General features: G+C 68.2%; 15 protein-coding genes and 2 pseudogenes. 5 read left to right on the top strand and 12 right to left on the bottom strand.

The window, feature by feature from the left end; translation table 11 throughout:
• Positions 1-120: 120 nt before the first annotated feature.
• From ACWGL3_RS00245 to ACWGL3_RS00235, 3 genes are all read right to left on the bottom strand, one after another.
• Positions 121-2,508 carry an ATP-binding protein gene (locus ACWGL3_RS00245; protein ID WP_452460548.1) on the bottom strand — a complete coding sequence of 796 codons (2,388 nt, stop codon included), beginning with the start codon at positions 2,506-2,508 and terminating at the stop codon, positions 121-123.
• 61 nt (positions 2,509-2,569) lie between these two features.
• Positions 2,570-3,169, bottom strand: coding sequence for a DUF6879 family protein (locus ACWGL3_RS00240; protein ID WP_452460547.1), 600 nt, complete (start codon positions 3,167-3,169; stop codon positions 2,570-2,572).
• A gap of 4 nt (positions 3,170-3,173) precedes the next feature.
• Positions 3,174-3,443, bottom strand: a complete 270-nt coding sequence (locus ACWGL3_RS00235; protein ID WP_330156307.1) for a hypothetical protein — start codon at positions 3,441-3,443, stop codon at positions 3,174-3,176.
• A gap of 228 nt (positions 3,444-3,671) precedes the next feature.
• On the opposite strand from ACWGL3_RS00235, the pseudogene ACWGL3_RS00230 reads away from it, so the two are divergent.
• Positions 3,672-3,929 (top strand): annotated as a pseudogene (locus tag ACWGL3_RS00230) (DUF5710 domain-containing protein); the annotation flags it as partial.
• A gap of 66 nt (positions 3,930-3,995) precedes the next feature.
• On the opposite strand, the gene ACWGL3_RS00225 reads toward ACWGL3_RS00230, so the two are convergent.
• From ACWGL3_RS00225 to ACWGL3_RS00215, 3 genes are all read right to left on the bottom strand, one after another.
• Positions 3,996-6,368 carry an ATP-binding protein gene (locus tag ACWGL3_RS00225; protein WP_452460612.1) on the bottom strand — a complete coding sequence of 791 codons (2,373 nt, stop codon included), beginning with the start codon at positions 6,366-6,368 and terminating at the stop codon, positions 3,996-3,998.
• A gap of 64 nt (positions 6,369-6,432) precedes the next feature.
• Positions 6,433-7,041 carry a DUF6879 family protein gene (locus tag ACWGL3_RS00220; RefSeq protein ID WP_452460546.1) on the bottom strand — a complete coding sequence of 203 codons (609 nt, stop codon included), beginning with the start codon at positions 7,039-7,041 and terminating at the stop codon, positions 6,433-6,435.
• Positions 7,034-7,303: a hypothetical protein gene (locus ACWGL3_RS00215; protein WP_452460545.1), complete on the bottom strand. Its 270-nt coding sequence runs from the start codon at positions 7,301-7,303 to the stop codon at positions 7,034-7,036. The genes ACWGL3_RS00220 and ACWGL3_RS00215 overlap by 8 nt, the downstream gene beginning before the upstream one ends.
• A gap of 1,046 nt (positions 7,304-8,349) precedes the next feature.
• Between ACWGL3_RS00215 and ACWGL3_RS00210 the strand changes: the two genes are divergently transcribed.
• Positions 8,350-9,399 carry an alpha/beta hydrolase fold domain-containing protein gene (locus ACWGL3_RS00210; RefSeq protein ID WP_452460544.1) on the top strand — a complete coding sequence of 350 codons (1,050 nt, stop codon included), beginning with the start codon at positions 8,350-8,352 and terminating at the stop codon, positions 9,397-9,399.
• Between the two features lie 92 nt (positions 9,400-9,491).
• On the opposite strand, the pseudogene ACWGL3_RS00205 reads toward ACWGL3_RS00210, so the two are convergent.
• The 5 genes and pseudogenes from ACWGL3_RS00205 to ACWGL3_RS00185 all read right to left on the bottom strand — a co-directional run.
• Positions 9,492-10,535, bottom strand: a pseudogene (locus tag ACWGL3_RS00205) (protein-L-isoaspartate O-methyltransferase family protein); the annotation flags it as partial.
• A 78-nt stretch (positions 10,536-10,613) separates the two neighbouring features.
• Positions 10,614-11,036 (bottom strand): lasso peptide biosynthesis B2 protein, encoded by a 423-nt coding sequence (locus ACWGL3_RS00200; protein WP_452460543.1) that lies wholly within the window; start codon positions 11,034-11,036, stop codon positions 10,614-10,616.
• Positions 11,033-11,320: a PqqD family protein gene (locus tag ACWGL3_RS00195; protein ID WP_452460542.1), complete on the bottom strand. Its 288-nt coding sequence runs from the start codon at positions 11,318-11,320 to the stop codon at positions 11,033-11,035. Before ACWGL3_RS00195 ends, ACWGL3_RS00200 begins: the two co-directional genes overlap by 4 nt.
• Positions 11,317-13,164, bottom strand: a complete 1,848-nt coding sequence (locus ACWGL3_RS00190; RefSeq protein ID WP_452460541.1) for an asparagine synthase-related protein — start codon at positions 13,162-13,164, stop codon at positions 11,317-11,319. Before ACWGL3_RS00190 ends, ACWGL3_RS00195 begins: the two co-directional genes overlap by 4 nt.
• Before the next feature lie 53 nt (positions 13,165-13,217).
• A complete protein-coding gene (locus tag ACWGL3_RS00185; RefSeq protein ID WP_330156314.1) occupies positions 13,218-13,373 on the bottom strand; it encodes a putative RiPP precursor in 156 nt (51 codons plus the stop codon).
• A 373-nt stretch (positions 13,374-13,746) separates the two neighbouring features.
• Here ACWGL3_RS00185 and ACWGL3_RS00180 point away from each other — a divergent pair, with 373 nt between their 5' ends.
• Entirely contained in the window at positions 13,747-14,295 is a 549-nt protein-coding gene (locus tag ACWGL3_RS00180) for a DUF6879 family protein (protein WP_433700911.1), read from the top strand.
• Positions 14,271-15,164 carry a helix-turn-helix domain-containing protein gene (locus ACWGL3_RS00175; protein WP_452460540.1) on the top strand — a complete coding sequence of 298 codons (894 nt, stop codon included), beginning with the start codon at positions 14,271-14,273 and terminating at the stop codon, positions 15,162-15,164. The genes ACWGL3_RS00180 and ACWGL3_RS00175 overlap by 25 nt, the downstream gene beginning before the upstream one ends.
• Before the next feature lie 731 nt (positions 15,165-15,895).
• On the opposite strand, the gene ACWGL3_RS00170 is transcribed toward ACWGL3_RS00175, so the two are convergent.
• Positions 15,896-17,782 (bottom strand): DNA/RNA helicase domain-containing protein, encoded by a 1,887-nt coding sequence (locus tag ACWGL3_RS00170; RefSeq protein ID WP_452460539.1) that lies wholly within the window; start codon positions 17,780-17,782, stop codon positions 15,896-15,898.
• A 301-nt stretch (positions 17,783-18,083) separates the two neighbouring features.
• Between ACWGL3_RS00170 and pglW the strand changes: the two genes are divergently transcribed.
• Positions 18,084-22,355, top strand: coding sequence for a BREX system serine/threonine kinase PglW (gene pglW, locus ACWGL3_RS00165; RefSeq protein ID WP_452460538.1), 4,272 nt, complete (start codon positions 18,084-18,086; stop codon positions 22,353-22,355).
• The last annotated feature ends 145 nt before the right edge of the window (positions 22,356-22,500 follow it).

Raw genomic sequence — 22,500 nt, 5'->3', positions numbered from 1 at the left:
AAGTTCGTGCCTACTACCAGGTGCTCTCACTCCTACGGGGTGATCGTGCCAAGGGTTGAGGGCAATGTCGCTGGCACCCGGTTCAACGGGTACCAGCGGCTCTTCCTGTGGGACAGGGCTTCAGGGAGTGGGGCCCCGCTCTACTGCCGCTGTGATCTCCTCGCGCAGACGCTCGGCTCGGGGATCGGTGAAGCCCTCGAGAGCGACCAAGGCTTCGCGCCAGTGCTCATGGGCCTTCCCGGGGTCACCGTTCCGGGACACCACGACGGCCAGACGATTCAGGCTGACCGCCAGGTTCCGCCGGGACCGGTTCTTGCGATAGCCGTTGGCTGCCTGGCGGTAGAACTGCGCCGCCTCTTCGAGGCGGTCGAGGGATTCATAGACCTCGCCCACGCCCTCGAAAGACTCGGACTCGCGGACGTGGTCGCCGATCGAGCGGTGCAGGCTCGCAGCCTTGTGGAAGCTGGTCAGGGCTTCCTCCGGTTGCTGGAGCAGGGCGTGGATCCGGCCGAGCTCCAGGAGGGCGAACCCCTCCCGGACGGCGTGGTCGAGCTCCTGGGCGATTTCCAGGGCCTTCAGGGTGAGGGTCAGGGACCGGTCGGCCTGGCCCAGCTCCCGCAGGGCCGCGCTTAGGGAGGTCAGGCATGCGAACTCGCTCATCCGGTTGCCGGTCTCGCGGTGGATCTCCAGGGCAAGTTCGGCCAGGGCCACCGCATCTTCACGCAGTCCCAGGTCCAGGAGGCAGCGGACCAGGTTTCCCAGAGCGATCCCCTCCCACAACCGGTCACCGAGAGCCTGGGCGGCTGTACCGGAGCGCTCGAGGTGGTCGCGTGCCTCGTCGAGCCGATGGCCGCGCAGATAGGCCAGGCCGAGAGCGTTCAGGGACATCACCACCCCGGTCTCGTCTCCCAGGTCCCGGCGCAGATCGAGGGCGCGGGTGTGGTACTCGATTCCCTCGACGGTCCGATTGGAGTGCAGGTGAGCTATGCCCAGGTGCTCCCACAGATCGGATTCTGCCCTGGGGCGGTGTTCGCGGCGCACCGCCACCAGCCCGTGGTCGAGGGCACTGATCCATGCTCGGCCGTGAACAGGGAAGTGTCCCAGGACGTAGGGGAGACGCCAGGTGAGGTGGCCGAATCCTTGCGCAGCGGCCGTCTCCGCCGCCGCCATCAGGTTCGCCGACTCCAGTTCGAACCATCGGAGCGCGCCGGAGTTGTCGGTAAAAACTGTGTCGGTGAGCCGGGCAGTCGGCTCCTGTGCCTGCTCGGTGAGTATCTCGTCCGGCTCCGGGAGTCGCAGGTTGGTGTCGACGACCTGGACCGCCGCGTACGCGGTGCGCAGATACCAGGTCAGGAGCCGCTCCAGAGCCGAACGCCGCAGGTCGGGCTCCTCCTCGTCGCGCACCTGGTCCAGCGCGTAGGAGCGGATCAGGTCATGGAACCGGTAGCGGTCCGCGCCGGTCTGTTCCAGCAGGTGGGCGCCGACAAGACTGTCCAGGGAGCGCCGGGCGCGGCGCACGGGCAGATCCGCCAGGGCGGCTGCGGCCCCGACATCGAAATCCCGTCCGGGGTGCAGGCCGAGGAGTCGGAACAGCCGTGCGGCGTCCTGGGGCAGGACCCGGTAGGACCAGGCGAAGACGGAGCGAACGGTGTCCGCCTCCTCCTCGTCATCGGTGGCCAGGGCGTCCCACAGAGCGGACTCGTCACGCAGATCCTGGATGAGGTCGGCGAGCGGCATGTGCGGTCGGCTCGCCGCGCGTTCGGCTGCGATGCGCAGGGCCAAGGGGAGCTGGCCGCACAGCCGCGCGAGTTCAACCACCTCCTGGGAGTCATCCTGGGGTCGGTGGTGGACGGTCACGTACTCCAAGAGCTCCACTGCCTCGGCAGGATCGAGGGTACGCACGGTGAGGCGCTGCGCCCCGTCCCTGGCGACCAGTCCGGACAGCCGGTCCCTGCTGGTGATGACGACCGCGCACTCGGAGGACCCCGGTAGCAGCGGACGGACCTGGGCGGCGGTCGAGGCGTTGTCCAGCAGGATCAGAACGCGCTTACGCGCCAGGAAGGAGCGGTAGAGGGCGGCTCGACTGTCGGTGTCCGGGGGAATCGACCCGGCGGAGACACCGAACGCCCGCAGGAAACGCTCCAGCACCTGTTCAGGGGCCGTCGGCAGGCCGGGGCCGTAGCCCTGGAGGTCGACGTAGAGCTGACCGTCGGGGAAGTGCTCGTGAACCCGGTGCGCCCAGCGCAGAGCGAGCGCGGTCTTGCCTACCCCGGCCGTGCCGACGACGACGTGGACCGTGGCCTCCGAGGGCCCGTCGGCGCCCTGCCCGGCGCCAGGCAAGCGGCTGCTGAGCACCTCGAGTTCCCCGGTACGGTTCACGAACCCGCGTACGTCACCGGGAAGCTGTCGGGGCACAGGAGTGCTGAAACGCTCCGAACGCTCCGAGTGGAAGTGCACCCCGCCGCGGACGTCCCTCGCCTGCACCGCGCGGCCGGAGACATCGGACATGCGGGACTGCGTTCCCGCCGACGGGTTCTCCTCGGGACCCTCACCGTGCCGGGGTGTGCGGCTATCGGACACGGGTGGCTTCCGCGTCGGACACTTCGCGGACGAAGTAGTCCTCCAGAACTTCGGCCCGCTGGTGCAGCGCCGCGATCTCGGACCGGCACCCGTCGATGACGGCGGGATCGGCGAACCGGATCGCGCCTTCGATCACGCCCTCCTCGTCGTAGAGGATCCTGTAGGCCACCTCGTCTCCGAGGACGACGATCTCCGGGACGGGATACTCCCTTTCGAAGGCCGAGAGAGGGTCAGGGGAGATGACCCGGATGTCCTCACCGCACTGGGCGCGGACCCGCAGCGAGTGCAACTCCCACAGCAGGTAGGTCGGGAAGGGTTTCTCCACGACCCGGACACGTCGAACCGAGGCTCCTGCCTGGGCGAGGCGGTCGAACTGCTCGCGCAGGGTGGGACGCCTGGCTTCCAGGAGACCCAGGGCTTCTTCGCGCCGGCCTTGGAGGAAGGCCATCCAGCTGTCGCTCTCCGGTTGGTGAAACACCTGCTGCCGTTCGAGCTTCCAGATGGGGGAGTCGCGCACCGACCAGAACCGTGCGCTGAAGTCCTGCCCGTAAGAGGCCTCGTCCAGCCGTTCACCGGTGAGCCGAGCCATGCTCTCAAGCATCGGGGATATCCGCCTTGGCTGCGATCAACGTGTTGCGAGGTAGGACCACGAGGCGTTCGTCCTGTGCAATGGCCGCACCTGCGGGAAGCCGGTGTTCATAGACCTCCGTCAGATCACGGCCTATCACTGCGATGTCCCCATTATCCAGTTCCCATATATCAGGACATCCGTCGACGTTGTCGGTGTTGCCTAGAATGGTGGGCGAAATTCCCAATCGACGTTTCATTGTCGCTGTGGGGTCGGCTTCCCAAGGGCGGGGCATGGATTTCCTTCCACGTGCTCCGATAGGGCGAGCGTGCGTCTGTGGGAAGAATAACATGATCCGTTAATCAATCGGCGGCAGTCTAGGGGCGACTCAGAGGACAAGGCGGCAAGGGGCGAACGCCTCTTTTTGGTGGCCGATTCCGGTCATGTGAAAGGGCGGGCTTTTCTTCACCTCCGCCACTAGAGTCTCTGCGCTATCACACCTCCCCACCATTCGAGGAGTACGGTGCCTGCCGAGCGGATCTGGCTGGATGTCCCCTACGCTGAGAAGGACCTGGCAAAGGCGGAAGGGGCGAGATGGGACCCCCGTGCGCGTCGCTGGTTTGCGCTCCGGCCCGGTCTCGCATGGTTGGAGCGCTGGATCGCTCGTACCGACATCCCCGATCTGCTACCGGGGGAGGACCGTTCGCTCGGCTCGGGATTGTTCGTCGACCTCGTCCCCACCACCTGTTGGTTCACCAACGTGCGTTCATGCGTGTCCCAGCATCATTCGCGGGCTGCCGGACCATGCTTGACCTACCTGTGCAGTTCTGCTGTCCCTCGAAAGGCGTCAACCGGTTGCATAACCGAGGTGGTCGGTGACCGTCTCACGTAGGTGCTCGGCTCTGGGATCATCCAGGTCCGACAGGGCTTCCAGCACTTCGCGCCAGTGCCCGCGCGCCGTCTCCAACTCGCCGTTCCGGGACACCACGGCGGCCAGACGGTCAAGGCATACCGCGAGGTTCCAGTGGGCCTCGTTCCTGCGGTATCCGCCTACTGCTTGGCGGAAGAACTGTGCTGCCTCGACCAGGTGTCCGAGTGACTGGTAGACCTCGCCCGCGCCCTCGAAGGACTCGGCTTCGCGTACGTGGTCGCCGATCGAGCGGTGCAGAGCAGCTGCCTCATGGAAACTCGCCAGGGCCTCCTCCGGCTGGTCGAGCAGCGCTTGGGCCCTGCCGAGCTCCAGGAGCGCGAACCCTTCCCGGACCGGGTTGTCCAGTTCCCGGGCGACATCGAGGGCACGCTGCGCGTAGGACAGCGCGCGGTCGGTCGAGTCCAGTTCCCGCCATACCGCACCCAGACAGACCAGGCAGGCGAACTCGCTCATCCTGTTGCCGGTCTCGAGGTGTATCGCGACAGCTTCCTCGGCCAGGGCCACTGATGCACGAAGCTCTCCCGCATCGAGCAGCGCGTCCGCCAGGTTGCCGAGTGCGATCCCCGCCCAACGCCGCTCGCCCAGACGCCGGGCGATGTCGAGTGAGCGTTCGAAGTCCTCGCGCGCCTCGTCGAGCCTGTGCTCGCGCAGATGCGCCAGCCCCAGCGCGTTGAGCGACATGGCTTCCCCGAGATCGTCACCCAGCTCCTGCCGTAACCGAAGAGCCCGCCGATGGTGCGTGATGCCCTCCTGCATGCGGTGGGACTGCACATACGCCATGCCCAGACTCTCCAGGAGGTCCGCTTCGGCCGCGTGCTCTCGCTCCCGCCGGGCCGCACCGAGCCCGAGGAGGGTCGTGGCGATCCAGGCGCTCATGGGTGTTCTATACACGTAGACGTGTCTCAGTACGACCGGTAGGCGCCAGGCGATTCCGTCCATCCCCGCCCCGGCGGCGGCCTCGGCCATGGCGACCAGGTTCCTGCTCTCGGCCTCGAACCATCGGACCGCCTCCGCGTTGTCGGCGAACTCGCGGACGCCGTCGGAAGTACTTCCGATCGGATTTGGGCCCGGCTCCAGCTGCCGCAGTGGTGAGTCCACGGCCCTGGCTGCGGTGTCAGCGGTGCGCAGGTACCAACTCAGCAGGCGCTCCAAGGCCTCATGTTGACTCTCCGCTGGCTCCTCGCGGCGTGCCTGGTCCAGCGCGTAGGAACGCAGGAGGTCGTGGAAGCGGTACCGGTCCGGGCCGGTCTGGTCCACCAGGTGCGCGCCCACGAGCATGTCCAGGACGCGCCGTGCCCGCCGGACCGAGAGACCGCTGAGGACAGCCGCGGAGCCCACGTCGAAGTCGTGGCCGGGATGCAGCCCGAGCAGCCGGAACAGGCGTGCGGTCTCCTCCGGTAGGGCCCGGTAGGACCAGGCGAAGACGGTGCGGACCGCGTCGGCTTCCTCCTCCTCGTCGGTGGCGAGGGCGTCCCAGAGGGCGGACTCGTCCCGCAGATCCTGGATCAGCTCCGCCAATGGCATGTGGGGCCGTCCGGCGGCCCGTTCGGCGGCGATGCGCAGGGCAAGGGGTAGCTCTCCGCACAGGCGGGCCAGCTCGGCGATTTCGTGTGGTTCATCGCGCGGGCGGTGGTTCTCGGTGACGTGTTCGAGGAGCTCCACGGCCTCTGCCGGCTCCAACGTACGCACGGTCAGACGCCGCGCTCCGTCCCGGGCGACCAACCCGGACAGCCGGTCCCGACTGGTGACCAGCACGACGCACGCCGAGGACCCGGGCAGCAGCGGGCGTACCTGCGCCGCGGTCGCCGCGTTGTCGAGGACGACGAGCACGCGCCGTTCGGCCAGGAGGGAGCGGTAGAGGGCGGAGCGGCTGTCGACGTCCGTCGGTACGGCATCCGCGGGCACCCCGAAGGCGCGGACGAAGCGTTCCAGCGCCTGGTCCGGTTCGACCGGTGGGCCGGCCCCGTATCCCCGCAAGTCCACGTAGAGCTGGCCGTCGGGGAAGCGGTCGCGCACCCGGTGGGCCCAGTGCAGGGCCAGAGCGGTCTTGCCGACACCGGCCGTGCCGGTGATGACGTGAACGGGAGCCTCAGAGCCGCCGGCGGAGTCCTCAGCGCGCAGGTGGGTGCTGAGCACCTCCAGTTCGCCCACCCGGTTCACGAATCCGTGCACGTCACCGGGGAGCTGCCCGGGTACGGGAGCGGAGTGCGCCGTCGGGCCCTGACCGTGGAAGTGCACCCCGCCTCGGACGTCCCGCGCCTGCACCGCGCGGCCCGCGACCGCGCCCATCTGTGCACGGATACCGGCATTGATCCGCTCGTCGGGATCCTCGCCGGGTTCGGAGGGCCTACGGTCAGTCACGGCTGAGCGCAGCCCCCTCGACCTCGCGCGGGAAGTAGCGCTTTAGATCCTCACCGGTCTCGTGGAGCGCGGCGATCTCTGCGCGGCACCGTGTGGTGGTGGCGTGGTCGGTGAACCGGACTCCGCCCCGGAGAACACCCTGATCGTCGTACCGGATCTTGTAGGTCACCTCGTCGCCGAGCCCGACGATCTCGGGTACCTGGCCACTGTGTTCCCACGCCGCGAGGGGTTCGGGGGAGATGACCCGGACGTCCTCGCCGCACTGGGCCCGCAGATGGAGGGAGTGCAGTTCCCACAGCAGATACGTCGTGAAAGGCTTCTCCACGACACGGGTTCGTCGCAGCACGCATCCTGCTCGGGCGAGCTCGGCGAATTCCTCCCGCAAGGAGGAGCGGTTGTTCTCCAGAAGCCGAAGGGACTCGTCATGGCGTCCCTTCCGGAACGCCATCCAACTGTCACTTTCCGGCTGGTGGAAGACCTGTCGCCGTTCGAGCTTCCAGACATCGGTGTTCCTGAGCGATGCCAGACGCCCATCGAAGTCGTCGAGATAGGGATCGAGCTCCAGCCGGTCACCGGAAAGGCCGTCGATGGTGTCAAGCATCGGGGATGTCCGCTTTCGCTGATATCAGGGTGTTGCGGGGGATGATGACCAGGCGTTCGTCCTCTGCGATGGCCGCACCTGACGGCAGACGTTCCGCGTAGGTGTCGGTCAGGTCGCGCCCGATCACGGCGATGTCGCCGTTGTCGAGTTCCCAGATGTCCGGGCAACCGCTGGCTCTGTCGGTGTTGCCCAATTCGGCTGGAGACCTGCCCAGCCTCCGCGTCATGTCAGCGGACGGGTCCGCCTCCCAAGGACGTGTCATGGTGGCCCTCCCACGCGCTCATGGGATCGGGGGCGAGCGCGTGCGAGAAAAATACCACGATGGTTGTGTTGAGCCAGGCTGATTATTCGTCCTCGGCAGCGATGCCGACATGGATCGGAGTGCGTGCCGGAACCCGTGTCGGAAAGATGCGTCTATGCCGGTGAAGTATGCGGATGACGTGGTATTTGATGCCGGTGCTGTGCGCTGATTCGCAGTGGGAACGGTGGTGGTCTGTCTGTCTTCCTTCGGCGGTGTTCGGATTTCTGCTCCGAGAAAAGCGAGCGCAAGAGTCCTCGGCCGCCCGTGTGCTCAGATTTCGGGTCTGGACGAAGCTGGAGAGGGCGCCGGCGCCGCTGACCGATCTTGGTTCGGAGGCTCGTCGAAGAGCGAGGGCGGAGTGGGGCAGCCGACGGTCGGTGGGGAACCGCGGTAAGAAGCACAGTGTGGTGGTCGACGGGATGGTGCCCATCGACCACCACGTTCGGCTCAGCGCTGGTCACCCTGACGAAAGCCGTTGACCATGATCCGGTGCGATCCGCCGCCCTCGGCGGGGACACCGGCGACCTCGGCCAGGGCGCGGTGTCGGTGTCCTTCTTCGAGGAGGTCGCGATCTGCCGGATGGCCCCGTCAGGGGCCGCACGACACCGTTGTAGCCCCCGAACGACTTCGCGGCGGGTTTGAGCGTGGCTTCGTCCTCGAACGCGGCGTCGAAGAAGGTCTCGGCGTCGGCTGGCTGGGACACCACGAGCGAGAGCGTGAAACCACGGAATCCGGTTGTCGGCTCCTGTACGGTCTGCAGCCGCACCTGCGAGTCCAGACCGTATCCGCCCGGGTCTCGGTCACGGGAGCCGTGGTCGGCATGGTGGCCGTGGCCACCTCGGCCCCGGAGGCGTAGACGGCATCGGCCACGAGGTCCGGCGCCGCACTCCCGACGAGGTGATGCCCTGTGACCGGGCGGCCTCCGCTTCGAGGGTGATCACGGTTCGGCGGGAAGTCGTGCCCGCCCCGTGGCGTCGCAGGTCCTCGCACACAGCACCATGGACGGTATGAGCCATGCCTCCACGCCCCCTTCTTCGGACTCCGCCCCCGGCACCGCCTCGACGCCCTCCTGTCAGGTCGAGGTCGACACCGAAGTCGTCTTCGCGCGGCGCGATACCGGCGACCTGCTGCTCGACCTGTGCCGGCCGGCCTCCGCCGAACGTCCCGTGCCGGTCGTGCTCTGGGTACACGGGGGCGGCTGGTACGCCGGTGACCGCACCCAGGCACCGGACCTCGTACGCCGAGTGCGCGCCAGCGGCTACGCCTTCGCGAGCATCGACTACCGGCTCTCCGATGAGGAGTCCTTCCCCGCCCAGCTGCACGACGTGCGGGCCGCGATCCGCTTCCTGCGCACGCACGCGGAAGTGTGCGGACTCGACCCGCGGGCGATCGGGGTGTGGGGAGGCTCCGCCGGCGGCCACCTGGCCGCGCTGGCGGGCCTGACCGGCCACATCGGTGCCCTGGTCGACGAGGAGGACACCGACGGCGACCCGTCGGTGCAGGCCGTCGTCGCCTCCTACGCCCCCGTGGACCTGGCCCTCGTGGTCGCCGAGGCCCAGTCCGGGCGCCCGGACGCGGACGCCGCGGCCTCCCCGGAGGGCCGACTGCTGGGCGGAGCTCCGGCCGAGCTGGTGGACGCGGCGCGGTACGCCTGCCCTCTGACGTGGGTCCACGCCGACGCACCGCCGTTCCAGCTCTCCCACGGGACCGACGACGACCTGGTCTCGTACAGGCAGAGCGAACTCCTGCACGACGCCCTGGCCGCTGTCGGAGCGTCGAGCGAGCTCTACCTCCTCGACGGCTACAAGCACGGGTTCCTCAACGAGGCGGGCGGTCTCGACGGACAGCCCGCGGCGGTGATGGAAGACGGCCGCCTGGAGCTGGAAGGGGCGGCCCGAGCCGCGCGGCGCCGTACGGCCGAGCCCGACGCCGGGGGAGTGCGGACCACCTTTGGATTCGCGACCGTGGACGACTTCCTGCGCAGGCACCTCATTCGGCCCGCGTCGCCCGGACCTGTGGCCAGGGACGGGAATCGCTCCCCGAAGCCCTCTTTGTAGCCGGGGAGGTTCAGGTGCTCTTGCTCTGTGGAAAGGGAGCTGATGGCGTCGAGTATCGCCGTTGTCCGCCGAACGCCGCTCGCGGCCGAGGACTATCCCCGACCGGGGACGCGGGCACGGGCGGCCCAGCCGTCGCGCACCTCTTCCAGCACCGGTGTCAGGGAGCCGGCGCCCGGTTTTCCCACCTGCCGCCACCGCTCTGCCCATTCCCGCACCCGGCAGGCCGACGAGGGGTCCCCGGCGGTGAGCAGCCGACCGTCGCCCAACAGCGCCGCGGCGCCCTGCTTGGACGCATGGCCCGGCGCCCAACCGCGCGAACCCAGGCCGAACATGCTCAGCCCCTCGAACCCGGCCGCGTACAGGTAGGTGTGCACGTCAGCGGCGGACTCCTCCGGGGCCAGAACAGCCTCGTCCTCCACGTGGGATTCGGAGGTCAGGACCTCTACCAGGGACAGCGCCGCCGTTTCGCCTCCCTCGCACTCATTGACCCACGTGCTGCTGATCCACCACGGGTTCCCCTCTCCGTCGGTGGTCCGGGCGTGGACACCGCGCGGCGGCACCAGCCACTGGGTGAGCTCTTCGGGGTGCATCTCCACGTACCCTCCGGGCCACAGCCGGTCCGCCGTCAGACCCCCGTTCCGGGCACGGCTGGCCCGCACGATGGCGTTGGACCGGGGGAGAGGGGCGATGGTCACCGGTACTACCAGAACTGCACCCGTCACACACTGGTCGGCCCAGCTGCGGTGCAACAGGTCGGAACTGGCCCACGCGATGATCCGGTCGTAGGGTGCGTGCTCGGCCATGCCTTTGGCGCCGTCCCCGGCCACGACGCGGACCCGGTCCGCGCCCCGACGGGCGTGCCGGTCCCGGGCTCGTTCGACCAGGTCCGACACCACGTCCATGGAGACCACCGAGCCCTGTTCCCCTACGAGCTCGCCCAGGAGCGCACCGGAGAAACCCGAACCGGTGCCGATCTCCAGCACTCGCATGCCCGATCGCACGTCCAGCCGCTCCAACCCGGTACGGATGGCGTCGACCGAACTGCTCTGCCGAATGAGGCTCCCGTCCTCGCGCCGGGTGTAGTACTCCTCGGGAACGGACGCGAGAGCGTTCTGGATGTGGTCGTCGGTCACGGTACTCCTCTGTTGGTGGTCGGTCCTGGAACGGACAACGTGCGGTCAGGCGTGAGCGGGCAGGCAGGTACGAACGGGCGGTCAGGTGCGGATCAGGACCAGGTAGGGGTGGGCGTCGAACCCCGGCTCCGCGATCGGGGCGCCCTCGACCTCGATCCAGGAATGTGCGGTGTAGGGCATCATCCGGGCGCCGATACACCAGTCGACGCGGTGGCGCAGCAACAGACAGGTCAGAGTCGAGGCCAGCGCGGTTTCCAGACAGGCGAACCGTACGGGCAGGATCCGGCTCACCGCTCTGACAGCGCCGATCACCATCTCCGCCTGGTGGGTACGCGCCCTTCGGGCCGTGCGCCGGTGTCCGAAGGCAACCAAGCGCAGGCTGACCGAGATCGGGAGCCGGAGCAGGACCAGCGCCCCCAGACACCCGGCCACAGCGGCCGCCCGGTACCCGGGAAGGAGAGGCGTGCACCTCTCGGCGACGATCGCCATCTGCGCGGAACTCACCGGGACCCTCCTTCCGGGACGGCCAACCCGAGCCGTACCAGCGTGTCGGTCAAGCCGCGAACATCGCCGCGGAGCCGCTCCTCGCTCACGCCCCAGAGGCCGGACAGGTCGGAGATCACCGAGTCGGGATCCTCACCGCTGGTCAGGCGTTCCCACAACGCGGCGGCGGAGGGGTTGAGGCCGTAGAGCCGATTCTGCGTGCTGTGCAGGAGGACGGCGCCGTCACGGTCGGCGGCGGTGTACACCGCGTGGTGCCGGCGTAGTTGTGGGTCGGAACCGCTCATGCCATCACTCCGATCGGTATCGGTGCACTCTCCGTACGAGGGGTGGGGAGGTTGTTTTGTCGGGACCGCAGCCACAGTTCGGCGGCCAGGATCCGGTGGAGCGCCGCCATCGGAGCACGGCCCCCTGACACCGCCAGGTCCAGAGCATGCAGAACCGGATCGGGTCGGACGATGCCTGAGGCGAGCAGGTGGCCCTCACGAAGCAGGGCGCGCGCCTCGGCCGCGTTGCGGCGTAACCCGTGGTACTCACACGCCCCGTAGTCGTCCTTGCTGCGGCGTTCGTACAGCGTGGCCGGGACCAGGCCCTCCATGGCCCGGCCCAGGAGAGGCTTGGCGTTCAAGGCGGTGGCACGTTCGCCGGCCGGAACACTCAGGCAGGCCGCGACCACGCTGTTGTCGAAATAGGGGGCCCGCGCCCGCACCCCCGCGAGCTCGGCCAGGTGGAGGAAGGACCTCGTGGCCTCGCCGTGCCGGTGGACCATGCGCAGAGCGTGGGCGTCGGCCCCGTCCTGCTCGGGACCCAGAGCATCGGCTCCCAGCCGTGCACGTTCGGCCAGTGCCCCGATCGCCGCGTCGGTGGCCCATCTCCAAGCACCGCCCACCGGAATCCAGGAGATACCTGCTTCGAGTTCGGGTGAAGGAGACAGCGTCTGGGCTCTCCAACCGGGGGAGTGGAGGTGGCCGGCGAGGTCGGCCAGCACGGCCCTGAATCCGGTGCGGGCGCTGCTCAGTCCCGCCCGCACCACCCGGTGCACCGGTCGCTGTCGCAACCGTGCCAGTGCGTGGGCCTCCGCGAGGAAGCGCCGGCCGTGCCGCATACGGGCGAGTTCGGAGAGGTAGGTCAACGGTGCGCCGAGGACCACGTCTCCGCCGTCGCCCACCAGGTGCACGCCTTCGCGCGTCGCCGGGCGCAGCCGAACACGGGTGCGGGCCCAGATGAGCGGATCGAGGGAGGGGACGTCGGTCTCCGGGCTCTGGGCGAGGCCGCTGAAGGGCAGGGTGCGGTGGTCGCCCTCGATGACCGTCCAGTCCAGGCCGGGGGTCTGTCGGACGATGCGCTCGGCGTGCGTGAGGTCGTCGCCGTTGTGGGCGAAACCGTCCGTGTAGGTCAGGGCGACCACCGGGGAGCCGGCGGAGCTCGCGGCCAGAACCGCGAGCGTGGAGGAGTCCAGGCCGCCGCTCAGGTCGCAGCTGACGTCCGCAGCGTTACCGCACAGGTTCTGCAGAGTCTGGAGCAGGGCCGAGCGGAGGAGGGCCGCGCCTTCAGCGAGTGAGGCCTCCGGGACAGGGAGGTTTCGCTGCCGGAGGGCCGCACGGCCCTTGTTGACGTGCAGTACCTGGTGGGGGCCGACCTGGCTCACCCCTTGGACCGGGCAGATGCCCAGCACGTCCGTGAGGTCGGGAAGGAACAGGAAGGCGGCGGTCCCTTCGGTCTCCGGCTCTGCCGTCGGGGTGAGGCTGGGAGAGGTGGGCGAGGAGGCGAACCGAACGCTGTGTTCGCCTTGGCGGAACCAGAGGCGGTGGGCTCCGGCCAGGTCTCCGGCCCAGGCCAGCTCGGGGCCCTCAGTGACGAAGACGCAGTAGGAGCCCGCGAGCGAGCCGAGCCGGTCGGCCGCGGTCACCGGATCGGGTGCGTCGGTCAGAATCCGTTCGATGCTCGTTGCGGAGGCGAAGCACGTCCCCAGGAAGACTGCTCGGCGCCGTCGGCTCCGGTGAAGGCGCACGTGGCCGATGAGCCGGGGAGCGCAAAGATGCAGTTCGTGCCAGAAATCCGAGCCGCCGTGCGTGGTCCGGGAGGAGTCCCTGGCCTCGGATGTGCCGGTGTAGCAGGGTGAAGGGGACACCGTGCTCCTTTTGGAGAGGGTCGGGTGCGGCCGAGTAGCCGCACCCGGTGGGTTCACCAGTAGCGGGAGGTGTTCATGTCCGCTGTGTCCTGGGAACCGGTGCCCAGGACGACCTCTCGGATTTCACCCAGGCAGGTGACGGTCGGTGGCTCGTAGGAGAGTGCGGGCACGGCTTGTCGAGGCTGGGTGACGGTGTCCTGTTCGGACATGGATGTCTCCGTGAGTCGTCCGGGGTGGGGTCGGCCGGTGGATGGAACCTGCCAACTCAGTTATTCCAGTAGTACAGGAATACAGTGGATGTGACAAGCGAATCTCGAACTCTGTGGAAGCAAGGGGTGACATAATGAAGTATTCCATCCATACTGGAATCTACTTCGATCCCCTGGAGGAAACAGATGAAGCTCACCCGGCTTGCTGGCGAATGCCCAGACGGAGTGACCTGCCCTACCGTCTTCGCCAGCGATCGAGGAACGATCATCGTGCAGGGCTACACACTGGCCCCAGGGGACCTCACCGAGATCCCCCTCCCTGAAGGTGAGAGTGCCGTCGAGATCCCTCTGTCCTTGCTGAAGGAGGCCGCACGTGCTCACAGTGGCTGAACTGCTGGGGTTCTTCGACACCCGCTTGACAGAGTCGGCCTTCCGATTGGAGACCCTGGACCAGTACGACGTTGGCTCTGACGGAGGAGACTTCCATCGGTTTGTGGTTGGAGAACCCGAACCCGACTGGGACCGAAAGCGCCCCTGGTTGGAGACATTGCGGACTGAGCGGGACGCTGGCATCCGCAGGCATAGGGTTCGAGTCCTGCGCACCCCACTCAACGACTACCTTCGCTACGCCTGTGAGTGGGGTTATGTCCTCAACGCCGAGGCAGGCGAGGAGATCCACGTCCTGGACCTGGCTGAGCGCGCACTCCCGCCGGAAGTGGTGGACCACGACTTCTGGCTGATCGACGACAAGTACCCCCTGCGCATGCACTACGCCGAGAACGGCGAGTTCATCGGTGCCGAACTCGTCGATAACCTGGGCCGGTACCAGAAGGCCAGGGATGCGGCGCTTGCCGCCGCCGAGCCGTTCGCTCAGTGGTGGGCGTGCCATCCCGAGGAATGGAGAGCCAACCGGACTGTATGACGGCTCAGCAGAACACCCCCGCCGGTCGTGGCGCCGAAGGCCGCGACCGGCTTGCCCGTGCGCTGCGCGAGGCACGCGCCAGCGCAGCCGTCAGCGGTGTCAGCGCAGGTCAAGCGGCGGGGATGTCACAGTCCAAGGTCTCCAAGATCGAGCGGGCACTCCTGCTGCCGACCGTGGACGACGTGGCGGCGCTGTGCCGGGTCTACGGGGTGGCGAGTGAGGAACGCGCGGAGCTGGTGGCCCTGGCGGAGGGCCTGAGGCAAGAGGCGTCCAGCCGTGTGATCATGGCGCGAGGCGTGTCCCAGTTCCAGCGCAGGATCAGCCACCTGACCACTTCGGCTTCGATCATCAGGTCGTTCCACCCGGTCATCGTGCTCGGAGCGCTCCAGACGCGCGAGTACACCCGGTGTGTGTTCAACGATCCCCGCTCTCAGGTCTCGGCGCAGGAAGCGGAGGCTTCGATCGAGGCCAGGCAAGAGCGGCACCGAGGTCTGTTCGAGGGAACGACGCGGCACCACTTGATCGTGCCGGAGGGCGCACTCCGCTGGCAGGCGGGTTCGGCCGACATCATGGCCGACCAGATCGAGGACATCGCCCGAGTCGTTGTCCAGGCGCACAACGCGGTGGTCGGCGTCATCCCTTGGACCAGGCCCACGCATGTCTTCCCGGGGCACGGCTTCAACATCTACGACGAGGACGCGGTGATGGTCGGGACCGAGACCGCGACAGCCACCCTGACCGGAGCCGCTGACATCGCGACCTATGTCGAGCTGTTCGGTGAACTGGAGAAGCTGGCCTGTTTCGGGGATGAGGCGGTCAGCCACCTGGAGCGCATCGCGGGGGAGTACCGACGGCTGGCACAGGGGTGAGGGCCCGACGCGTTCACCAAGGGATGGGGCGGCTGTCCTTTGCGCCAGGCTCATGTGGGGCATGAGGGAATAGATCTCACCAACTTACACAATCAGGTCGAGGGCAGTTGGCAACCAGGGCGACGATGATCAACCACGTCCAGGGCCATCGCCTTGCGCTCGGGGGAGTTCCAGTACTGGCGGTTGCGCTCGGCGAAGGTCTCGGGTCGGCGTAGGAGATCTGGTCTCGGGGTCGGCGTAGGAGACCTCCCGGAGGAAGTGGTGGTGCTCCCGGTCGATCCAGGCACCGCCGGGGGAGAAGCCGAACTCCAGGCGCAGAGGGACGATCTCCTCCCTCCAACGCCGGACCCATTCGTCGAGCAGACCGTCTCGGATGTTGTAGGTGCGTACTTGGATGGTGCCGGCCACGGCGATGCCTTTCCGGAGTGATCGGTGTGGAGTTGGTGGTCCGTGCTGTCCTTGCCACGGACGGAAATCACGCCCCGTTTTGCACGACGGGTCGTGTGCTCACCGAGTGTCCTCGGAGGGTGCGGGGCAACGCTCAGGGCGCGCGGGCACCGGGGTTGAGGGGGCGGGCTGCAAACGTCCGTTTCGGACGAGGAAGGTGTCCCACGCGGCAGTAGGGGCGGTCCGCGGCCGGAGCCGCGATTCCTATGCAGTCCGCAGTTGCCGCATACGACCTCGGGAACCCGGGTGCCGTCCTCCGGACGGCCCGGGCAGAGGTACCGCACTCACAAACCGGGCAGCATCAACTGCTCGCCGTTCTCTCCTGGAGGCGAGGGGACCCGCTCCGGGCCGGGGTCGAGCGCAGGAACCAGGGCCTTGAGATATGCCTGGGTCTCCGGGTCGGTGGCGTAGACCACCGTCCCTACCAGGGCACGGGTCAACAGCACCTTGTAGGCGTTGCGAATGAAGCGTGAGGCCTGCTCCTCGCTGAGCGAGGCCCGGGGAACGCCACGATCCTTGTTGGCGCGATTGTCAGTGGTCAGGCGGCCGTCGCGCACCTTCACGTCCGGGCCGAGGATGACCCCGGCCCAGTCGTACTCGAAGCCCTGGGCCGTGTAGATGCACCCCACCTGGCCGATGCCCGCAGGGTCGGTTGCCCAGAAGGCGCGAGGTGGAGCGCCGTCGACGGGTTTCTCCGCCTTGTTGTTCCAGGGCATGGACCAGTCGCCGATCACCACGTCCCGCACCAGCCTCCCCTCCTCGGTCGGCTTGTTCCACTTCCAACAGAAGCCCGCGGTGATGCGCGCCGTACCGTGCTCCTCGTTGAGTCGTCGCAGCTCCTGTTCCAGCTCCGAGGGAGAATCGGCCACTCTCAACGTGAATGCCCCGTCGTCGGTCCATTTGGACGGCGGGTCGTCGGAGAATCCGAGGAAGCTGCGTACCCAGGCGTCATAGGTGTCACTGCCACCGCAGCGGAACAGGCCCTTGAGCTCCACATGGCGTACCTCGAGCCCGCGCTGTTCGGCGTACTTTCTGATCTCCGTGAGGGAGCCGAGTTCGTTCTTGCGTACCACCTGGTTCTCGTCCAGGAGGAACACGGGAACGCGAGCCGCGTTCACGAGTTCCTCGATCTGCGGGCGGCCGGTTCTCAAGCTCTTGCGTACACGCCAGTTGTCGGAGTGTTCCCGGATCCTGTGGGCCTCATCGCAGACGAGGACGTCGAGATCGTTGCGTCGGGTGTCGCCGAAGCCGGAGAAGTAGCCGAACAGGCTTCGGAACTCCGAGTTCTGTCGTTGGCCGCAGACCACGCTCTTCATCGTCTCCGTGAACGCGTACGAACCGGTCGCGTGCTGGACCCCGTAGCCCAGTCGCGTGAACTCGCCCAGCAGTTCCAGCGCGATGACGCTCTTGCCGCTGCCGGGGCCACCGGTGACGACGACGATGCGCTTGTGGTCGTCCTGCCGCGACTCCTCCACCGTCCTCAACGCCAGCTGGAAGGCCTCCTGCTGTTCGTCGAGGAGCCGGTAATGCCGTCTGCGGGCGACCTGGGTGGCGTTGAGGGAGGTCACCGCCCGTCCCGGCCGGATTCGGGAGTTCAACAGCCGATCAGCGGCGGCAGCCCCTGAAGCGGGCGCCAGACGGCTTCGCAGGAAGCCCAGGAAGCGGTCACGTTCACTACCGCTGAACACCAGTCCGTACCTGGGGTCGGTGTCCTTGTAGAGATCGTCGATCCGCACACGGGAGGCGTTGTGGAGATAGACCACCCCGCGCAGGCGGTCCGGTGCCCGTTCCACCGTGACTACGTGGTCGAGCAGCTGGCCGCAGTACTTGCGTACCTGGTCCACGGGGTGATCGCGTTCACGCCCGGGAACGCCGGGGACGTTCACCCTGGCCGGGTTCCCGGGGACCAGGGTGGCCTCGCTCCACTGCTTGAGTTCGACCACGACGAAGCTGTCTCCTCCGGGACCCGGCAGGGTTCCGCAGAGGATGGCGTCCACGCGCCGATTGTTCCCGGAGAGCTTGTACTCGACCAGGACCTCGATGTCTCCGAGTCCCGCAGAGACGAGATCCTCCGCGAGAACGGGGAGGCTGTTCAACCAGGACCTCGCCTCGGACACCTGGGACCCTGTGCGGACCTGGAAGCCGACTGCTGTGCGTACCTTCTCCGCCAATTGCTCCGGCGGCATGGATCGCATCGCGTTGGCCGACATGCGGACGGCAAACAAAGGGGCTCCTGGGGGAGAGGGGGAGGTGTCACAGACGGCACGGAAACTGCATCATCTTAGCGATAAATAGGGACATTAAGGGCTAAATCCAACTGTGGTGGCCCCGGGCTCTCCCGTTCCATGCAGCACCGTTGGGGTCGCGGCAGGTGAACGCGCTTCGGGACCAAGGACACCTGGTCGCGTACCGCCGGACCCCTATGCTGGGTGGGCAGTCGAGCAGGCACAGAACTGGACAGGGAGCCGCTGGATGGCCGACCGATGGTGGGGCAAGCCCTCGGAGTTCCCCTGGGAGCAGTCCGCGCTGGAGCACGTGCGGGAGCACTTTCCCGACCGTGAGCCCTACCGCGCCTGGCAGGGGTTCACCTTCACCTCCCGCAACCACCGCATCCGCGAGTGCGACCTGTTCGCCGTGACTCCCACGGGCGCCTTCCTCATCGAGATCAAGAGTCACCCCGGGCGGGCCACCAACCGTGGCAACGACTGGACCTTCGATCACGGCCGCCGCCGGACCGTGACCAACCCGCTGCACTTGACCGATCAGAAGGCCAAGGAACTCAAGGGCCGTCTCATCGAGGCCGCGGACCGGCTCGAACTGCGCAACCTCAAAGTCCCCTTCATCAAGGCCGCGATCTTCCTCTCGGCGGAGGACCTCGTCTGTGACTTCGACGAGATCCAGCGCGTGGAGGTCTACGGCCGAGAGGACATCGAAAACCAGACCACCCTTCCGGGGATCTGGAGCGGGCTGATCAGCCGCCCGAACAGCACGGTCAACCCGGGCTTCCTGAAGAACGTCACCCGTCTCATGCAGGAGATCGGCGCTCAGCCGATGGACCGCGAGCTCTCCCTAGGGACCTACACCCTGGAGAAGCGTTCCTCCGAGAGCGGCCCGACCTGGACCGACTACAGGGCCAGGCACCCCCAACTCGGCAGCAACCGCACCCGTGTGCGCGTCTACCACTACGGTGACGCGCCGGGGGAGGACGAGCGCAAGTCCGTCGAGCGGGCCGCCAAGCGCGAGTACATGTCGTTGGAGGGCATCTCCCACGAAGGCATTGTCAAGGCCGAGTACTTCGACGTCCTGGACAACCTCGGGCCGGCGATCGCCTTCCGCCACCCCTCCTCCTGGCAACGGCTTGACCACTTCATGGCCGAGCGAGGTGCGGACCTGGACATCGACACGCGGCTAGAGATGGTGCGCCAACTCGCCGATGCGGTCAACCACGCCCACCGCAACCGTCTCTTCCACCGCGCGCTGGCGGCCCGCAGCGTGTGGGTGGAGATGGACGGCTCCTACCCCAGGCTGCGTATCGCCGACTGGCAGGTCGCCTCCCGTGAGAGCCTGCGGCTGCGCAGCAGCGGTGGGCACACCGCCCACGCCCCCGGACGGGGATCGGCGACCGAACACCTCGGTGAGGCGCTCGGAGAGCGCGTTCTGGCCGCGCACGTGGAGGCCGCTGCCCAGGCCTACCTGGCTCCCGAGTTCCCCGACTACGGAGGCAGGGCAGCCACACAGGACATCTTCGGCCTCGGCGCTCTGACCTACCTCGTCTTCACGGGCAGGGCACCGGGCCGCGACCGCCGTGACATGAGCCAGCAGATCCACGACTATGGCTGCCTGACCCCGGCGGCGGTCAGCGACGACGTCACCCCCCAGATGGACACCCTCGTCCGGGAAGCCACCCACCGGCTTCCCGGTGACCGGCTGCCCACGGTTCAGGCGTTCCTCCGCATGCTCGACGAGGTCGAGGAGTTCCTGACCCTTCCCGAGGTCAAGACCGACCCCCTCACGGCCAGACGCGGCGACGAGATCGAACAGGGGTGGAAGGTCGTGGAGGTCCTCGGCAAGGGCGCCACCTCCCGGGCGCTCCTCATGCGGGGACCGCGGGACGAGGAGGTCGTCTACAAGGTCGCCCTGGACACGGACACGGCGGCCACCTCCCTACGCGGTGAGGCGGAGACCCTCCAGGCTGTGGGCTCGAGCACGCGCATCGTGGCGCTCGCCCCCATGGGTCCGGATCGGGACACCGGCGTGCGCAGGATCGGCGAGCGCACGGTCCTGCCCCTGGAACGCGCGGGCGAGAGCACCCTCGCCGACTACCTGTCCCGGCAGGGAGCCCTCGCCACCGGCGAACTGCTCCGTTTCGGACAGCACCTGTTCGACGCGGTGGAGCACCTGGAGGACAAGGAGGTTCTGCACCGCGACATCAAACCGGCCAACCTCGGCGTGCGCGAGATGCGCAAGCAGGGACGGGCACTGGTGCTCTTCGACTTCTCCCTGTCGAAGGCCTCGACAAGGAACACCCGCGCCGGTACCCGCGGCTACCTCGACCCCTTCCTCGGTGAGGACCGCCCTTACGACGAGCACGCCGAACGCTACGCGCTGGCCGTGACCCTGCACGAGATGGCCACCGGCGACCTTCCGGTGTGGGACGAGGACGGACTCGACCCCGAGTTCCTGGCGGCTGATGTCGAACTGCCCGCACTGGCGGAGAACGCCTTCCCCGAGCAGAACCGCACCGCTCTGGCCGCCTTCTTCCACCGCGCGCTGCACCGACGCCCGGAGCGGCGCTTCGGCGGACTGGACGAGATGCGCCGCGCGTGGGAGGCGCTCTTCCACGCCGGCGCAGCCACCGAGGCGGTGGTGGAGGACGAGGAGACCCGACGGCGCAACGCCGAGACCGCTTCCCTGGACACGGCGCTGCACCTGGCCGGACTGACGCCCCTGGCACTGGACACCGCCACCCGCGTCCTGGGCTGCCACACGGTCGGTGAGCTCCTCACCCGACCCGTCGCGGAGCTGCGCCGCCTGCGCGGGGTCTCCTACACCACCCGCAACGAGCTGGTGAAGGCGGTGACCGACTGGCGCAAGCGTCTGGACGCCGCCGAGTACGCGGTCTCCGCGCGCGCCAAGCTCGCACGTGACGCGGGCGAGGAGGAGAAGCGCGCGGCCACCCTGGACCAGGTGATCCGCCAGTTCATCCCCGCGACCACCGACGCCAACAGCGAATGGGTGCGGGTGGTGCGCGAACTGCTCGGTATCCCCGAGAACTCCGCTGCGCGCACCGGTGGATGGCCCACGCACCGAGAGGTGGCCGCGAGCCTGGGACTGTCGCAGCCGCTGGTGGACCAGGCACTCGCACGGGCCGTCGCCTACTGGTCCAAGAGCGCCTCGCTCCTGGGCCCAGTCCGTGACGACGTCGTGGAGATCCTGTCCCGCAACGGCCGCGTCCGCGAGGTCGGCCAGATCGCGGCGGAGCTGTTGAACCTCCGGGGCAGCAGCCTGGACGGGGACGCGCGTCGCGCCTACGCCCTGGCCGCGGTGCGTGTGGCCGTCGAGTGCGAGGAGCGCAGGAGCACCGAGCCCCGCTTCATCGTCCGCCGCTACGCCAGGTCGGTGCTGGCCGCCCAGATCGTCGACGGCGACCCGCTGGTGCCGGTGGAAGACGACCTGTTCGACCACGCGACACAGCTCGGCCGCAGGGCCGACGAACTGGTGGACCTGGGGTCGCGAGACCCGCTGCCGACCCCCGCCGCGGTGCGTGAGGCGCTCCGCGGGGTCGAGGCCCCACTGGGCATGGACCCGTTCACCGACACCGCTCTGGTGCAGCTGGCCTCGGCGGCCTCCCGCAATGCCGAGTTCACCCCCCGTCTGGAGCTCTACCCGGCGGACCTGGACCTGGAGCGCGCACTGCAGATCACGCAGGCCGTCGGCTACCTGGGCGAGCCGGGCATCACCCCGAAGCAGGTCCGTGACCGGGTGCGGGCGCGTTTTCCCGCGCTGCCCAGCCCGAGTGACGACCAGCTGTGGAAGCTGCTCGTCGGCAAGCACAAGAAGCTCCGGCGGCGCGAGGTCCAGGGCACGTGGTTCTGGTACCTGGAGCCGGAACTCACCACGATCCGCCCCTCCACCCACACCGGCCACCACCACCGTCCCGGGCAGGTCGACACCGCCTCCGCGCAGGCCTGGACCCGGTTGGAATCGGCCGTGGAGCGGGGCGGCTACCGCGCGGTCAAGGCGTGGATGACCGACACCGAGCGCAGCGCCGAAGCGCTGGGGCGCACCCCCGGCGTGGTGCCCTTCGACGTCTCCGCAGAGTTTGTGGCGGTCGTGGACGAGCTGATCGACGCCTCGGGCGGACGTCCTTCCTGGGAGGTCGTGCTCGAGGCCGACAACAGCCGTCCGGTCTACTTCGACCGGATGCTGGGCGAGGTGTTCCGGCGCCTGGGCGAACGGGTGCGCACCGCGAGCGCGGAGGCTCCCGGAGGCGACGGCGTGGTGCTGCTGTACCGGGCCACGCCCCTGGCCCGCTACGAGCCCGGCCGCGCACTGCTGAGCATGCTGGCGCAGGAAGCGCGGGAGTCTGGCACCGGTCCGCGCGGGCTGTGGCTGCTGTGCCCCATGCGAGGCCCGCAGAGCCCGGCGACCCTGGACGGGCACCCCGCGGGGATCATCGCCGATGCCGAGCAGGTCCTGCTCCCGCGCGGTTTCGCCGCCCCCGAGGCCGTGCTGGCCTCCTGACGCTCTCTTGCAGGGGAACCCGGCCGGGCGACAACCCGACCGGGTTCCTTTGTGGTTCATATCTGCACATATAAGATCCCAATGCATTCATTGTCCGAATTGGGATCTTGTGTGCATGTCACTCAAAACTATGCGCGCCGGATGT

Source organism: Nocardiopsis sp. NPDC055824, assembly GCF_053616335.1.
This window is presented reverse-complemented; position numbering and strand designations above follow the sequence as displayed.

Excerpts from the sequence above, each read along its gene's own strand:
- pglW (WP_452460538.1), top strand. The coding sequence starts at position 18,084 with ATGGCCGACCGATGGTGGGGCAAGCCCTCGGAGTTCCCCTGGGAGCAG.
- ACWGL3_RS00210 (WP_452460544.1), top strand. The coding sequence starts at position 8,350 with ATGAGCCATGCCTCCACGCCCCCTTCTTCGGACTCCGCCCCCGGCACC.
- ACWGL3_RS00175 (WP_452460540.1), top strand. The coding sequence starts at position 14,271 with ATGGAGAGCCAACCGGACTGTATGACGGCTCAGCAGAACACCCCCGCC.
- ACWGL3_RS00235 (WP_330156307.1), bottom strand. The coding sequence starts at position 3,443 with ATGCCCCGCCCTTGGGAAGCCGACCCCACAGCGACAATGAAACGTCGA.
- ACWGL3_RS00240 (WP_452460547.1), bottom strand. The coding sequence starts at position 3,169 with ATGGCTCGGCTCACCGGTGAACGGCTGGACGAGGCCTCTTACGGGCAG.
- ACWGL3_RS00245 (WP_452460548.1), bottom strand. The coding sequence starts at position 2,508 with ATGTCCGATGTCTCCGGCCGCGCGGTGCAGGCGAGGGACGTCCGCGGC.
- ACWGL3_RS00220 (WP_452460546.1), bottom strand. The coding sequence starts at position 7,041 with ATGCTTGACACCATCGACGGCCTTTCCGGTGACCGGCTGGAGCTCGAT.
- ACWGL3_RS00215 (WP_452460545.1), bottom strand. The coding sequence starts at position 7,303 with ATGACACGTCCTTGGGAGGCGGACCCGTCCGCTGACATGACGCGGAGG.
- ACWGL3_RS00195 (WP_452460542.1), bottom strand. The coding sequence starts at position 11,320 with ATGAGCGGTTCCGACCCACAACTACGCCGGCACCACGCGGTGTACACC.
- ACWGL3_RS00185 (WP_330156314.1), bottom strand. The coding sequence starts at position 13,373 with ATGTCCGAACAGGACACCGTCACCCAGCCTCGACAAGCCGTGCCCGCA.
- ACWGL3_RS00225 (WP_452460612.1), bottom strand. The coding sequence starts at position 6,368 with ATGGGCGCGGTCGCGGGCCGCGCGGTGCAGGCGCGGGACGTCCGAGGC.